14 protein-coding genes are annotated in these 13,671 nt (G+C 56.1%); 9 read left to right on the top strand and 5 right to left on the bottom strand.

Annotation, left to right across the window (positions count from 1 at the left end; translation table 11 throughout):
- The first annotated feature begins 64 nt into the window (after positions 1–64).
- On the top strand, positions 65–1,060 hold the full coding sequence (gene tehA / locus RHN82_RS21635; protein ID WP_047050895.1) for a dicarboxylate transporter/tellurite-resistance protein TehA: 996 nt from the start codon (positions 65–67) through the stop codon (positions 1,058–1,060).
- Positions 1,060–1,653, top strand: coding sequence for a tellurite resistance methyltransferase TehB (gene tehB, locus RHN82_RS21630; protein WP_047050897.1), 594 nt, complete (start codon positions 1,060–1,062; stop codon positions 1,651–1,653). Before tehA ends, tehB begins: the two co-directional genes overlap by 1 nt.
- On the opposite strand, the gene pepT is transcribed toward tehB, so the two are convergent.
- Complete coding sequence (gene pepT, locus RHN82_RS21625) at positions 1,650–2,879, bottom strand: peptidase T (RefSeq protein WP_047050898.1); 1,230 nt, start codon at positions 2,877–2,879, stop codon at positions 1,650–1,652. The two genes, tehB and pepT, sit on opposite strands and share 4 nt — an antisense overlap.
- Positions 2,880–2,990: 111 nt before the next feature.
- Here pepT and RHN82_RS21620 point away from each other — a divergent pair, with 111 nt between their 5' ends.
- Both RHN82_RS21620 and RHN82_RS21615 read left to right on the top strand, forming a co-directional pair.
- Entirely contained in the window at positions 2,991–4,586 is a 1,596-nt protein-coding gene (locus RHN82_RS21620) for an ABC transporter substrate-binding protein (protein WP_047050900.1), read from the top strand.
- 134 nt (positions 4,587–4,720) lie between these two features.
- Entirely contained in the window at positions 4,721–5,395 is a 675-nt protein-coding gene (locus RHN82_RS21615) for a DUF3313 domain-containing protein (RefSeq protein ID WP_015570552.1), read from the top strand.
- 34 nt (positions 5,396–5,429) lie between these two features.
- Here RHN82_RS21615 and RHN82_RS21610 read toward each other — a convergent pair whose 3' ends face one another.
- Entirely contained in the window at positions 5,430–6,326 is an 897-nt protein-coding gene (locus RHN82_RS21610) for a DMT family transporter (protein WP_047050901.1), read from the bottom strand.
- A 174-nt stretch (positions 6,327–6,500) separates the two neighbouring features.
- Between RHN82_RS21610 and RHN82_RS21605 the strand changes: the two genes are divergently transcribed.
- Positions 6,501–7,373 carry a helix-turn-helix domain-containing protein gene (locus RHN82_RS21605; RefSeq protein WP_006810606.1) on the top strand — a complete coding sequence of 291 codons (873 nt, stop codon included), beginning with the start codon at positions 6,501–6,503 and terminating at the stop codon, positions 7,371–7,373.
- On the opposite strand, the gene RHN82_RS21600 is transcribed toward RHN82_RS21605, so the two are convergent.
- Positions 7,353–8,519 carry a benzoate/H(+) symporter BenE family transporter gene (locus RHN82_RS21600; protein ID WP_047050903.1) on the bottom strand — a complete coding sequence of 389 codons (1,167 nt, stop codon included), beginning with the start codon at positions 8,517–8,519 and terminating at the stop codon, positions 7,353–7,355. The two genes, RHN82_RS21605 and RHN82_RS21600, sit on opposite strands and share 21 nt — an antisense overlap.
- Positions 8,520–8,611: 92 nt before the next feature.
- On the opposite strand from RHN82_RS21600, the gene RHN82_RS21595 reads away from it, so the two are divergent.
- Both RHN82_RS21595 and RHN82_RS21590 read left to right on the top strand, forming a co-directional pair.
- A complete protein-coding gene (locus tag RHN82_RS21595) occupies positions 8,612–9,139 on the top strand; it encodes a helix-turn-helix domain-containing protein (RefSeq protein ID WP_015570550.1) in 528 nt (175 codons plus the stop codon).
- Positions 9,140–9,219: 80 nt separating this feature from the next.
- Positions 9,220–11,184, top strand: a complete 1,965-nt coding sequence (locus tag RHN82_RS21590) for a U32 family peptidase (protein WP_047050905.1) — start codon at positions 9,220–9,222, stop codon at positions 11,182–11,184.
- Here the strand turns inward: RHN82_RS21590 and RHN82_RS21585 are convergent.
- On the bottom strand, positions 11,181–11,414 hold the full coding sequence (locus RHN82_RS21585) for a DUF2554 family protein (RefSeq protein ID WP_015570548.1): 234 nt from the start codon (positions 11,412–11,414) through the stop codon (positions 11,181–11,183). The two genes, RHN82_RS21590 and RHN82_RS21585, sit on opposite strands and share 4 nt — an antisense overlap.
- 243 nt (positions 11,415–11,657) lie before the next feature.
- Between RHN82_RS21585 and RHN82_RS21580 the strand changes: the two genes are divergently transcribed.
- A complete protein-coding gene (locus RHN82_RS21580; RefSeq protein WP_015570547.1) occupies positions 11,658–12,020 on the top strand; it encodes a hypothetical protein in 363 nt (120 codons plus the stop codon).
- Between the two features lie 148 nt (positions 12,021–12,168).
- Here RHN82_RS21580 and ftrA read toward each other — a convergent pair whose 3' ends face one another.
- On the bottom strand, positions 12,169–13,167 hold the full coding sequence (gene ftrA, locus RHN82_RS21575; protein WP_047050907.1) for a transcriptional regulator FtrA: 999 nt from the start codon (positions 13,165–13,167) through the stop codon (positions 12,169–12,171).
- 73 nt (positions 13,168–13,240) lie between these two features.
- Here ftrA and RHN82_RS21570 point away from each other — a divergent pair, with 73 nt between their 5' ends.
- Positions 13,241–13,651 carry a rhodanese-like domain-containing protein gene (locus RHN82_RS21570; RefSeq protein WP_047050908.1) on the top strand — a complete coding sequence of 137 codons (411 nt, stop codon included), beginning with the start codon at positions 13,241–13,243 and terminating at the stop codon, positions 13,649–13,651.
- Positions 13,652–13,671 lie beyond the last annotated feature (20 nt).

The following is a 13,671-nucleotide window of genomic DNA, read 5'->3' as shown; positions in this document are numbered from 1 at the left end:
GCTGGCGTCCGCTCAGGAAACCCCTTAAAATGGCATTTAAAATACATTTTAAAGTTTAAAAAAAATGCATAACCAAAACCAACGCGTTCTTAACTTGCCCGCCGGGTATTTCGGTATGGTCCTGGGAACCATAGGCATGGGGTTCGCCTGGCGTTATGCCAGCACCATCTGGCCAGTGACGCGCTGGCCGGGCGAGATCCTGGTGGCGCTGGCGGTGGCGATCTGGTTCCTTCTGAGCGTGGCGTTTCTTACCCGTGCGGTACGGTTTCCATATAGCGTGCTGGCCGAGATGCGGCATCCGGTAATGAGCAGTTTTGTCAGCCTGTTTCCTGCCACCACTCTGCTGGTGGCCATCGGCTTTGTGCCGTGGTATCGCCCGGTGGCGCTGGGGTTGTTTAGCGTGGGCGTGGTGATCCAGCTTGCGTATGCCGCCTGGCAAAGCGCCGGGCTGTGGCGCGGCAAGCATCCGGAAGAGGCCACGACGCCGGGACTGTATCTGCCGACGGTAGCGAACAATTTTATCAGCGCGATGGCCTGCGGTGCGCTGGGTTTCCACGATGCGGGGCTGGTGTTCCTTGGCGCCGGGGTCTTTTCCTGGCTGAGCCTGGAGCCGGTCATTTTGCAACGCCTGCGCAGCGCGGGCGAACTGCCCGCGGCGCTTCGTACCTCGCTTGGGATCCAGCTTGCGCCTGCCCTGGTAGCCTGTAGCGCCTGGTTTAGCGTCAACGGCGGCGAAGCGGACACCTTCGCCAAAATGCTATTCGGCTATGGCCTGTTGCAACTCCTGTTTATGCTGCGTCTGATGCCGTGGTATCTGTCACAGCCGTTCAACGCGTCGTTCTGGAGCTTCTCGTTCGGGGTGTCGGCGCTGGCGACCACCGGTTTACATCTTGGGCAGAGCAGTCCGTCAGGGTTCTTTCATGCCCTCGCGGTTCCCCTGTTTATTTTCACCAACGTCATCATCGCGATGCTGCTGGTCCGTACTTTTATCTTGCTGATGCAGGGCAAACTTCTGGTGCGCGCTGATAAGGCACTGCTTATGCAATCTGAGGAAAAATAATGACTGTCGATGAAAACTACTTTACTGAGAAATATGGGCTGACCCGCACGCACTCAGAGGTGCTGCTCAGCGCGGACATTGTTAAGCCGGGTAAAACGCTCGATCTGGGTTGCGGGAATGGCCGCAACAGCCTCTACCTCGCTGCCAACGGCTATGACGTGACGGCGTGGGATAAAAACCCGATGAGCATCGATAACATTGAGCGCATTAAGGCGGCGGAAGGGATCGCGAATCTGCAAACGGCGATTAAGGATCTGAACAACCTGACCTTTGACGGCGAATATGACTTTATTCTTTCCACCGTCGTGTTGATGTTCCTCGAAGCGAAAACCATCCCTGGTCTTATCGCCAATATGCAGCGTTGCACTAAACCAGGCGGCTCTAACCTGATCGTTGCCGCCATGGATACGGAGGATTATCCGTGCACCGTCGGCTTCCCGTTTGCCTTCAAAACCGGTGAACTGAGCAACTACTACGAAGGCTGGGAGCTGATCAAGTACAACGAAGAGGTGGGGGAACTCCACCGTACCGATGCCAACGGGAACCGTATCAAGCTGCGCTTCGCCACCATGCTCGCACGCAAGCCCGCTTAACGCGCCGCCAGCAGACAGAGTTGCAGGGCAGTGCGAAAGGAGGCCTCGAACGACGACAGCGGTAAAAACTCAAACTTCGAGTGGAAGTTATGGGCGCCGGTGAAGAAGTTCGGGGTGAGCAGGCCTTTAGCTGACAGGGCCGCCCCATCCGTGCCACCGCGCATGGGGATCGGTTTTGGGGTGATGCCGAGCGACTCCATCGCCTCGAACATCAGGTCGATCGCGCGGCGGTCTTCGCCAATCGCATTGCTGATATTGCTGTAGGTATCCTCAATGCGGTATTCCACGTTTGCCGTGGGATGCTGCGCGGCTATTTGCGCCGCCACATCGGCAATGTGCTGCTTGCGGGCGGCAAAGCCGTCTTTGTCAAAATCACGGATATTGGCTTTCAGTACCGCTTCGTTCTGCCCGGCCTGGATGCCGTTAAACCAGATATAACCTTCGCGCCCCTCGGTGCATTCCGGGGTTTGCTGGCGATCGAAATGGCTGATGAAATCCGTTGCCATCAGCAGCGGATTGACCAGCACCCCTTTGGCGGACATCGGGTGAGCCGTGACGCCGGTAAAGCGAATTTCAGCCGACGCCGCGTTAAAGTTCTCGTAAACAATTTCCCCCAGCTCGCAGCAGTCGATGGTCCAGGCAAAATCGACGTCGAAGCGCTTCAAATCCAGCGCTTTCGCCCCGCACAGGCCAATCTCTTCATCGGGTACAAACGCCACCACAATATCGCCATGCTTATGTTCAGCGGTGAGGTTTTCCAGCACCGTCATGACCACGGTGACGGCCGCTTTATTATCTGCGCCTAATACGCTGGTTCCGTCGCTGAAAATAATCTCCTCATCAGGATAAGCCAGAATTTCCGGGTGCTCATTTACGCGCAGCCAAATATCTTTCTCTTTATTCAGGCAGAGATCATCCCCCGTAAACGTTAATATTTGTGGATGAATATCCGGGGATAAACCGACGTCGACGGTGTCGATATGGGTAATAAAACCAATCCGCGGCGCGCCGGGAACATTGCCTTTTTTCACGGCGGTTACGGTGGCGAACTCATCTATCACAATATCGTCTAACCCCAGCATTTCCAGCTCCTTCGCCAGCTCCCGCGCCATGTCGTGCTGGCCCGGGGTGGAGGGTAGCGTTTTGACTTTCGGGTCGCTCTGGCTGGGGATGGCGAGATAGCGGAAAAAGCGTTGGGTTAATTGTCTGGAGAGTTCTGAGCCCATAGTGTTTCCTTCTGTATTTATTTTTCATGTGTTTGCGCCATCACTTTAATGTTATTTATGAAATGGCAAAAGAAGTAATTAGCCGTCGAATTAAAAAGACAGGAATAAATGATGAAAAGCACATTCACAATGATAACGCTGGCGCTTGCTGCGCTGACGGTCAGTTCCACCGTCGCGGCAAAAACGCTGGTGTATTGCTCCGAAGGATCGCCGGAAAATTTCAATCCTCAGCTCTATACGTCGGGGACCAGCGTGGACGCCAGCGCCGTACCGGTTTATAACCGTCTGGTCGATTTCAAACCGGGCACTACCGAACTGGTGCCGAGCCTGGCGGAAAGCTGGGAGGTAAGCGAGGATGGCAAGGTCTACACCTTCCACCTGCGCAAAGGGGGGAAATTCCACAGTAATAAGCTGTTCACGCCGACGCGCGACTTCAACGCGGATGACGTGATTTTCTCGTTTATGCGCCAGAAGGATGTGAATCATCCTTACCATAACGTCTCCAACGGCAGTTATTCCAACTTCGAAAGTCTGGAGTTCGGCAGCCTGATTACCGCTATTAATAAAGTTGACGACCACACCGTGCGCTTCACCCTGGCGCACCCGGAAGCGCCGTTTGTCGCTGATCTGGCGTGGTACTTTGCCTCCATCCTGTCGGCGGAGTATTCCGATGCCATGCTGAAAGCGGGCACGCCAGAAAAGGTCGATATGCAGCCGATTGGCACCGGGCCGTTTAAGCTGGCGCAATACCAGAAGGATTCCCGCATCCTCTTTACCGCTTTCCCGGACTACTGGCAGGGAAAATCGAAGCTGGATCGTCTGGTCTTCACCATCACGCCGGACGCCTCGGTGCGTTTTGCCAAAGTCGAGAAGAATGAGTGCCAGGTGATGCCGTTCCCGAACCCGGCGGACCTGCCGCGTATGAAGGCTAACAAAGACATCAACCTGATGAGCAAGGCCGGTCTGAATACCGGTTTCCTGGCGTTTAACACGCAAAAGCCGCCGCTGGATAACGTAAAAGTGCGCCAGGCGCTGGCGATGGCGATTAACAAACCCGCCATCATTGAGGCGGTCTTCCACGGCACCGGCACGGCGGCGAAAAACCTGCTGCCGCCTGGCGTCTGGAGTGCCGACAGCGAGCTGAAAGACTACGATTACGATCCAGAAAAAGCGAAAGCGCTGCTAAAGGAGGCGGGATTTGCCAACGGCGTAAGCATCGATCTGTGGGCCATGCCCGTGCAGCGGCCGTATAACCCGAACGCGAAGCGTATGGCGGAGATGATCCAGGCGGACTGGGCGAAAGTGGGCGTGCAGACCAAAATCGTGACCTACGAATGGGGCGAATACCTGAAGCGCGTGAAGGGCGGGGAGCATCAGGCAGCACTGATGGGCTGGACAACGGCGACGGGCGATCCGGATAACTTCTTCGGCCCACTGTTTACCTGTACGTCCGCCAACGGCGGGTCGAACTCGGCCAAATGGTGCTATAAGCCGTTTGATAACCTGATTGCCGAAGCTAAATCGATAACCGATCGCGAAAAACGCGTGGCGCTGTACAAGCAGGCGCAGCAGATGATGCACGATCAAATGCCGGCGGTAATGATTGCCCACTCGACGATTTTTGAGCCAGTCCGTAAAGAGGTCACGGGCTATGAAATCGATCCCTTCGGCAAACACCTGTTCTGGCAAGTGGACCTGAAGGAGTAATATTTCACTGCCCGGTTTCGGTCGGGCAGTTTTTTCGCTATTTGTGCTGTCTTCGTCATTTTTTGCCACAACACATCGCCCGGTTTTTTGTTATAACTTCAAGTGCATACTTGCAGATAACATGGAATACCATCATGCGTACTCACACTTTTTTTAAAGTTGCAGTGCTTTCTGGTCTGTTGGCCCTTTCAGGCTGTGCGTCAAAAGTCGCAGCCCCCGATCAATATTCAGGCTTTTTAAAAGATTACTCCGGCTTGCAGGAGATGAAATCTGCAACCGGGAAGCCAACCCTGCGTTGGGTTGACCCTTCTTATAATGAGGCGAATTACGACAGCATTATCTGGACCCCGATAACCTATTATCCGACGCCAAAACCGACCACTCAGCTTGGGCAAAAAACGCTTGATGAGCTGTTGAATTATACCAATACCAAACTGAAAACCGCGATTGGCCAGCGTAAGCCGATTGTGACGACGCCGGGCAAACATAGCCTGATCTTCCGCGGCGCCATCACGGGTGTGAGCTCAGACAAAGAAGGTTTGCAGTTCTATGAAGTGGTGCCTGTGGCGCTGCTGGTGGCGGGTACGCAGATGGCAACGGGCCATCGCACCATGGATACCCACCTGTTCTTCGAAGGTGAGTTGATCGACGCGGCCACGAACAAACCGGTGATTAAGGTTGTTCGTAAAGGTGAAGGGAAAGAGCTGGCGAACGAGAATACGCCAATGGGCTTCGGCACCCTGAAGCAGGTTGTGGATGACATGGCGACGGATGCCACCATGTTTGATGTCCATCAGACAACAAAATAATAAAAACGGCCTGCATTTTCGCAGGCCGTTTTTTTTATGCCGTCCGCAGGCGGCGGAACCAGGTTTCCGGCTTCGTAAACATCACCATATTCCCCCCCAGAATCAACAGCAGGCCGACGATCCCATTGAGATGCCACACGTAACCTTCGTACACCGTTGAAATCGACAGCGCCACCAGCGGGAACAGCAGGGTGCTGTACGCGGCTTTACCGGGACCAATGCGGCCTACCAGCGTAAAGTAGGCGCCGAAGGCAATCACCGAGCCAAACAGCGCAAGATAGAGCAGCGCCCCCATATAGCTCACCGTCCATTCCGGCATAAAGTTGTCGCCCCTGAAGAGCGCGATAAAGCCCATCACGACGGTGCCGTACAGCATCGCCCAGGCGTTGGTGGTCATGGTTTCCAGCCCGTTTCGCTGATGACGCATGCTGATCATATTCCCCAGCGAGAAGCCGTAGGTGCCGAGGGCGGAAAGCCCGATGCCCGTGAGCAACGACGCGCTCCAGCCGCTGGCGAGCAGGTCGTTCCAGAACAGGGTAATGATCCCGATAAGCCCCAGCGCTGCCGCCGTCCAGAAGCGGGCGGGTGGACGCTGGCCGAAGAAGATAAAGCTGTTGATGGCGTTATACAGCACGGCCATCGAGAAAATCACCGACTCAAGGCCGGTATTGATATGGGCGGCGGCGGTGTAAAAGCACCAGAAGTTGAAACAGAAAACGCAGCACCCCTGAAGCATGCAGTAGAGATGATCCCGCAGCGCCAGCCTGCGCAGGCGGCGAAGGGCGACCAGGACGATCATCATCGTGGCGCTGGCCACGGCGAAGCGCCAGAAAATGGAGACCGGCGCTGCAACCGGCCCCTGTTGCAAAAAAATGGCGATCCAGGTCGTGCCCCAGATCAAAACGACCAGCCCATAGAGTAATACGTTCATGGTTTCTCTCTTCTCATACCGCGAAAAACAACAGTGTGGCGAAAGAAGGAGCCCCCGGCTTTCATCGCCTTGCGCCGGACTTGCAAATTCTTGCGCTTTTTTCTCGCGCGATGGCTGGTAACAGGCTGCAACACTTCTTAGACTGACAGTCTGATTAATCACCTGTTTACGGCCATGTCTCTCGTTTACGACACCTTTGAAACGTTACGCCAACAAAATGCAGTGCTGCGGGAAACCGTCGCGCTCAATACTGGCATTCAACTGGCGGCGTGGTACAACAAGCACGACACGATCACCGTGAAAAGCAACCATCACACCCTTAGCCTGTACGTGGCGGATGGCTATGAAAGCTATCAAAAAACGCCGGGTGGCTGGAAAAATGGCGGCGGGCCGGACCGTTTTTGTCTGATGCCGGAAGAGAGCGAATCTACGTGGGATATTCGCGACGACCTGTCGTTCGTGCACCTCTACTGCACCGATGAACACCTGCGGGACGTGGGGGAGAAAATCTGGGATAAACGACCGCTATCGCTGACGCTGGAGGAAAAAATCTTCGGCAGCGATCCTAAAATCACCGCCCTTTATCGCCAGTTTTTGCTCGGCTGCGACTGGCAGCAAAACGCCAATCAGCTCACCCTGAGCACCGCGTCGACCTTATTGCTGACGCATTTAGTCCAGCACTATTCCAGCGTACAGTGGAAGCTGCCGGTGGTGACCGGCGGGTTATCGCCGTTTGTGCTGCGCAACGTGCTGGCCTTTATCGAGGAAAACCTGGCGCAACCCTTAACGCTGGCGGAACTGGCGGGCCAGGCCGCACTCAGTGAGTATCACTTTGCGCGGATGTTCCGCCAGTCGATGGGGCTGGCGCCGCATCAGTATGTCATGCAGCGACGCATGGAGAAGGCCAAAGCGCTGGTGCAGCACACGACCACGCCGCTCACCGACATCGCGCTGGCCTGCGGATTTAACTCCGCCAGCCATTTCAGTAACCGTTTTCGCAGCATGACCGGCATCACGCCGTCACAGCTACGCGCGGCGAAGGCGTGAGAAGACGGCGTAACAGATCCCTCCCAGCACCAGCCCCCAGAAGGCGGAGCCAATTCCCAGGAGCGTGACGCCGCTGGCGGTCATCAGGAAGGTAACGATCGCCGCGTCGCGCTCTGCTTCATGGTTCAGTGCCTGATACAAGCTGCCGCTGATAGTGCCGAGCAGGGCCAGCCCGGCCAGCGTCTGGATGCCGCTCAGCGGCAGGGCGGCCATCAGCCCGGAAATCGACCCGCCGAACACCCCCGCCAGTAGATAAAACCCGCCTGCCGCCGCCGCGGCCAGCCAGCGTTTACTGGCATCCGGATGGGCGTCCGGGCTCTGGCAGATGGCGGCAGTGATGGCGGCGATGCATATAGAATAGACGCCGAAGGGGGACAACAGCAGCGCCAGCCCGCCGGTGGCAACGATCAGCGGTGAGACCGCCAGCGGATAGCCCGATGCCTGCATGGTGGCGAAGCCGGGCGCATTCTGCGACGCCATGGTCACCAGGAAAAACGGTAAGCCGATGCTGAGCAGGCTGGTGATGGTGAACACAGGGGCAATGAATTCCGGCATGATGACCGATAACGTCATCCTGTCCGTGACAACGTCACCTCCGGCCCAGGCCACGAACACGCCCACCAGCAGCGTGGCGACAATGGCGTACCGGGGCGCGACGGCTTTGGCCACCAGCCAGGCGGCCAGCATACTGCCGCAAAGAAAAATGTGTCCCTCAAGATTGCTAAATGCCTTCAGGCCAAACTGTAACAGCACGCCCGCCAGCATAGCGGCGGCAAGCGAGTGCGGGATCAGTTTCATCAACCGGGCAAACAGGCCGGTGACGCCGCACAGCAGAATCAGCGCATTCGCGAATATAAATACCCCGATGGTTTCCGCCAGCGTCACGCCTTGCAGGCTGGTGGCGAGCAGCGCCGCGCCGGGCGTCGACCAGGCGGTCAGCACCGGGGCTTTATACCACCACGACAATGCCAGCGTGCTGATCCCCATCCCGAGCCCCAGCGCGGTCATCCATCCGGCGATTTGCTGTGTACTGGCGCCAGCCGCCGCAGCCGCCTGCCAGATAATGGCGGCAGAGCTGGCATAGCCCACCAGCACGGCAACAAAACCGGCCAGCACGGCAGGAAAGAGAGAGGCAGTCGATCGCATGGAAACTCCGTTGTGCGTTATAACGTCCGGGATAAGGTATCACTGTGCGCTATAGCGTACAAGTGGTATGCTTTGCCGCAACGGGAGGAACTATGGATATCACTCAACACCTGGCAACCACACTGAAAGCGCTGCGTCAGGCGCGGGGCTGGAGCCTGTCGAAACTGGCGGAAGAGACGGGCGTGTCGAAAGCGATGCTTGGGCAAATCGAACGCAATGAGTCCAGCCCGACGGTCTCTACCTTGTGGAAAATCGCCACCGGGCTGAACGTACCTTTTTCGGCGTTTATCACTCCAGAAAGCGAACCGCAGGCGGTGTTCGATCCGCAGCAGCAGGCGATGGTGGTGAAACCGCTTTTCCCCTGGGATGAACAGCTTAAGTTCGACCATTTCTCCATCACCCTGTCGCCCGGCGCGCTGAGTGAGTCCACGCCGCACGAAGCCGGGGTGATCGAGCACGTGGTGGTGATAAGCGGTGAGCTGGACATGCAGATCGACGGTGTCTGGCGCACGCTATACGCTGATTCCGGCGTGCGTTTTGCCGGCGATAAACCGCACGCGTACCGCAACAGCAGCGCCCGGACGGTGCATTTTCACTCTCTGATCCATTATCCCCGCTAAAGCGACGCAAAACGGTTTCACTGGCACAGACTTCTGACTACAATAGCCGCCATTTTGACCATAACGGATAACGACGAAGTATGCGCCTGCACTCCCATCATCTTGAACTGCTAAGCCCGGCCCGCGACGCCGCCATTGCCCGTGAAGCCATTCTTCACGGAGCAGATGCCGTTTACATTGGCGGCCCTGGCTTCGGTGCCCGTCATAACGCCAGCAACAGCCTGCGCGACATTGCCGAGCTGGTCCCGTTCGCCCACCGTTTCGGGGCGAAGGTGTTCGTGACCCTGAACACCATTCTTCATGATGATGAGCTTGAGCCCGCGCAGCGTCTGATTGCCGATCTCTACCAGACCGGCGTTGACGCCCTGATCGTTCAGGATATGGGCGTTCTGGAACTGGATATCCCGCCGATTGAGCTGCACGCCAGCACCCAGTGCGATATCCGCACCGTTGAGAAGGCGAAGTTTCTTTCGGACGTCGGGTTTACGCAAATTGTTCTGGCGCGCGAGCTGAACCTGAACCAAATCCGCGATATCCACCAGGCGACCGACGCGACCATTGAATTCTTTATCCACGGTGCGCTGTGTGTAGCCTATTCCGGGCAGTGTAATATCTCTCACGCCCAGACGGGGCGCAGCGCTAACCGGGGCGACTGCTCTCAGGCCTGCCGTCTGCCGTATACCCTGAAAGACGATCAGGGCCGCGTGGTGGCATTCGAAAAGCACCTGCTGTCGATGAAAGATAACGATCAGACGGCCAACCTCGGCGCGCTGATTGATGCCGGTGTACGCTCCTTCAAAATTGAAGGGCGCTACAAGGACATGAGCTACGTGAAAAATATCACCGCTCATTATCGTCAGATGCTGGATGCCATCATCGACGATCGCGGTGACCTGGCGCGCGCCTCCGCCGGTCGTACAGAGCATTTCTTTATTCCGTCGACGGACAAGACCTTCCACCGTGGCAGCACGGACTATTTCGTGAATGCCCGTAAAGGGGATATTGGCGCGTTCGATTCACCGAAGTTTATCGGCCTGCCGGTGGGTGAAGTGCTGAAAGTGGCGAAAGATCATATTGACGTTCAGGTTACAGAGCCGCTGGCGAATGGCGATGGTCTCAACGTGATGATCAAACGTGAAGTGGTGGGTTTCCGTGCCAATACGGTGGAGAAAACCGGCGAAAATCGCTATCGCGTCTGGCCGAACGAAATGCCTGCCGATCTCTACAAAGCCCGTCCTAATGCGGCGCTTAACCGTAACCTGGATCACAACTGGCAGCAGGCCTTGCTCAAGACCTCCAGCGAGCGCCGCATTGCGGTGGATATCGCGCTGGGGGGCTGGGAAGAGCAGCTGATCCTGACCATGACCTGCGAAGACGGTATCAGCGTGACGCATACGCTCGACGGCCTGTTCGAGGTGGCGAACAATGCGGAGAAAGCGCTTAGCAACCTTAAAGATGGCGTGGCGAAGCTGGGGCAGACCATTTATTACGCGCGCAATATTGAGGTGAATCTGCCGGACGCGCTGTTCGTGCCGAACAGCCTGCTGAACCAGTTCCGCCGTGAAACAGCCGAGATGCTGGATGAAGCACGCCTGGCAAACTATCCGCGCGGCAGCCGTAAGGCCGAAGCGGTGCCTGCGCCGGTCTACCCGGACACGCATCTCTCGTTCCTCGCGAACGTTTACAACCACAAAGCGCGTGCGTTTTATCATCGTCACGGCGTGCAGCTGATTGACGCCGCGTATGAAGCGCATGAAGAGAAGGGCGATGTGCCGGTGATGATCACCAAACACTGCCTGCGGTTTGCCTTTAACCTTTGTCCGAAACAGGCGAAAGGCAATATTAAAAGCTGGAAAGCGACGCCGATGCAGCTGGTGAATGGCGATGAAGTGCTGACGCTGAAGTTTGACTGCCGTCCGTGTGAAATGCACGTTATCGGCAAGATGAAGAATCACATCTTCAAAATGCCGCCTCCGGGAAGCATTGTGGCCTCCGTCAGCCCTGACGATTTGATGAAGACCCTGCCGAAGCGTAAAGGCAGCTAACCCGCAGAGTGGGTATCCGGTTTGCGCGATTTCTGCCAGGCATGGTGCTCGCGCAACCCCTCCGCAGACTCCTCAGCCGCGCTGCGTAACTCGTCGCTGTCAGCTTCATGACGAAGCTGATGGTCGGCGTTTTTCACATACACAAATTCATGCCCTTTGTGCTCCGCCATAATCTGCCCTGAGAACAGGGCGCTAATCACCAGCAGTAGCGAAAATTCTTTTCTGAACATCCTTTATCCCCTGAAAATACGCTACGGTCATCGTAGGGATAATTTCATAGAGTAATTATTCGACTCTTTAAATTTGAGAAAATAGACTGTCAAAAATTGTGGTCGCATTAAGATGCGCTTAAGACTATTCTTAAAAGCAATATCGCCGTTGTAAACTCCCATTTCTGGTATGCAAAGAGAAGCTAGATTTATTGGGAAATCATTTACAATAAGATTTTTCTGGCTAAGGATTGGATCGAATAAATGAAAAAAATAATCGTGCTATCACTTCTGGGCGTAGTGGTTGCGGTGGGTGCTGCGGCCAGCATCTATTCAAATGAAGAACCTGAATATATTCAGTCAGCAAAAAGCCGTGTCGGATCGTATTTAACCAGCGATTACGGACGTGTCGAATGTAATAGCACCCAGGTAAGTGAAGATCGCTGGGAGCTGGGCTGTACCAATAAGGCGAGGGGCAAAACCTTCCAGTTCGCCGTTTACCCATCCGAGCAGGCGCCGTATGGGGTCTCTCGTGCGTTTTATCTCGAAGCGATTAATGATGATGCCCGCCAGAGTGCAGAGCAGGGACTGATGCGTTATCTGCAAATTAATACCAAAGCGGGTTAATCGATTCGTTTATGCTTCGTTGAGGCTCACAGTGGTAGATTGCAGGTGATCCACATCCCGGTATGGAATACCGGAGCGTAGATACCAAAATACAAATCTATCCATGCAAGCATTTACCGCCAGATTATGGCGGTTTTTTTTTGCCCGTTTATCGTACCGGCTGTAAAAATTGTTTGCGATATTGCGCGGGCGAAAGCGCAAATTGCTGCCGGAAATGGTGGCGCAGTGTGGCGCTTTGTCCAAATCCGGTTTGTTCCGCAATATTGTCGATGCTGAGCCGACTGTTTTCGAGATAATCTTTTGCCCGCTGCAATCGCGCAGTCAATAACCAGCGCGCGGGCGTTGTTCCGGTCGCGTCCTGGAAACGGCGCAGAAAGGTGCGCTGACTCATACCCACCCGCAGGGCCAGCGATTCGACGGTATGGGAAACGGCCAGATGCTGGTGAAGATAATCAAACAGCTGGCCCAGGCGCTGGCTCTCCCGCAACTGAGCCACCGGTCGGCTAAGCTGCTGGGTTTGCGAGCCGTCCCGATGGGGCGGGATCACCAGCCGACGCGCCACGCGGTTTGCTGCCTCCATCCCGTAATTCCGGCGCACCACATGCAGACACAGATCAATCCCTGCGGCGCTTCCGGCGGAAGTGAGAATATCGCCTTCGTCCTGGTAGAGCACATCGTCGACCACGGTGATGGCGGGATAGCGCGTTTTCAGAGCTTGCGTGTAGCGCCAGTGGGTGGTTGCCTTCCGCCCGTCAAGCAGGCCTGAGGCTGCCAGAACGAAAACGCCAGAGCAGATTGAGAGTAGCTGACAACCCCGGGCATACGCCGCACGGAGCGCCTGACAGAGCGCGTCGGGTACGGGTTCGTCCAGCCCTCGCCAGCCGGGTACGACAACCAGATCCGCCGTTTCCAGCAGACCCAGATCGCCATCGGCCAGAATACGGATCCCGCCCGTTGCCCGGAGTTCGCCGTCATCCACGCTCGCCACGGCGAACTGATACCAGTCATCGCCCATCTCCGGGCGCGGCAAGCCAAAGATTTCTACCGCCACGCCAAACTCAAAGGTACATAAACCGTCATATGCCAGCACGACCGCGCGCGGCGAGGGATGTCTTAAGTTTGTCATCTTTTTGCTGTTATCTGGCATAGGCGGACGCATTCATGGGCTGAATTAAGGGATAGAGTAGTGTTAACACAAACACCACAAATGAGGAAGATTCATGAGCTATGTTACTGAATTTCCGGCTGCTGAACCGCAGGAAGCCGTGGGGCATTTCCTGCGTCGTCTGAGCGTCGAGACGGACTGCGCCGATGTCCATCACGCGGTATCCAACGGAGAGCAGGACTTTGTTCTGCTGCACGTTGTCGGAAAGCCTGAACATTTTGCCCGGCGGCATCTGCCCGGCGCGCTGCATTTACCCTGGAGCCAGATCACCGCCGAGCGGATGAAAGCGTGGCCAGAGGGCACGCTGTTTGTCGTCTATTGTGCAGGCCCGCACTGCAACGGGGCGGACAGGGCGGCGCTGAAGCTGGCGCGACTGGGTTTGCCGGTCAAGATTATGCTCGGGGGCATGACCGGCTGGGAAGATGAGCGGTTCGCGTTTGCGGGATCTTCATCACCCGCTCTGTGAACATGAATTTATTTCAACAC

The organism is Enterobacter cloacae complex sp. EB5 (assembly GCF_031432835.1).
GTDB classification, from domain to species: domain Bacteria; phylum Pseudomonadota; class Gammaproteobacteria; order Enterobacterales; family Enterobacteriaceae; genus Enterobacter; species Enterobacter hormaechei_C.
This window is presented reverse-complemented; position numbering and strand designations above follow the sequence as displayed.

Bases quoted from the DNA above. Each gene is read 5' to 3' on its own strand.
- RHN82_RS21610 (WP_047050901.1), bottom strand. From the start codon at position 6,326: ATGAACGTATTACTCTATGGGCTGGTCGTTTTGATCTGGGGCACGACC.
- RHN82_RS21615 (WP_015570552.1), top strand. From the start codon at position 4,721: ATGCGTACTCACACTTTTTTTAAAGTTGCAGTGCTTTCTGGTCTGTTG.
- RHN82_RS21595 (WP_015570550.1), top strand. From the start codon at position 8,612: ATGGATATCACTCAACACCTGGCAACCACACTGAAAGCGCTGCGTCAG.
- RHN82_RS21600 (WP_047050903.1), bottom strand. From the start codon at position 8,519: ATGCGATCGACTGCCTCTCTCTTTCCTGCCGTGCTGGCCGGTTTTGTT.
- RHN82_RS21620 (WP_047050900.1), top strand. From the start codon at position 2,991: ATGAAAAGCACATTCACAATGATAACGCTGGCGCTTGCTGCGCTGACG.
- RHN82_RS21590 (WP_047050905.1), top strand. From the start codon at position 9,220: ATGCGCCTGCACTCCCATCATCTTGAACTGCTAAGCCCGGCCCGCGAC.
- RHN82_RS21585 (WP_015570548.1), bottom strand. From the start codon at position 11,414: ATGTTCAGAAAAGAATTTTCGCTACTGCTGGTGATTAGCGCCCTGTTC.
- tehA (WP_047050895.1), top strand. From the start codon at position 65: ATGCATAACCAAAACCAACGCGTTCTTAACTTGCCCGCCGGGTATTTC.
- ftrA (WP_047050907.1), bottom strand. From the start codon at position 13,167: ATGCCAGATAACAGCAAAAAGATGACAAACTTAAGACATCCCTCGCCG.
- RHN82_RS21605 (WP_006810606.1), top strand. From the start codon at position 6,501: ATGTCTCTCGTTTACGACACCTTTGAAACGTTACGCCAACAAAATGCA.
- RHN82_RS21570 (WP_047050908.1), top strand. From the start codon at position 13,241: ATGAGCTATGTTACTGAATTTCCGGCTGCTGAACCGCAGGAAGCCGTG.
- tehB (WP_047050897.1), top strand. From the start codon at position 1,060: ATGACTGTCGATGAAAACTACTTTACTGAGAAATATGGGCTGACCCGC.
- RHN82_RS21580 (WP_015570547.1), top strand. From the start codon at position 11,658: ATGAAAAAAATAATCGTGCTATCACTTCTGGGCGTAGTGGTTGCGGTG.
- pepT (WP_047050898.1), bottom strand. From the start codon at position 2,879: ATGGGCTCAGAACTCTCCAGACAATTAACCCAACGCTTTTTCCGCTAT.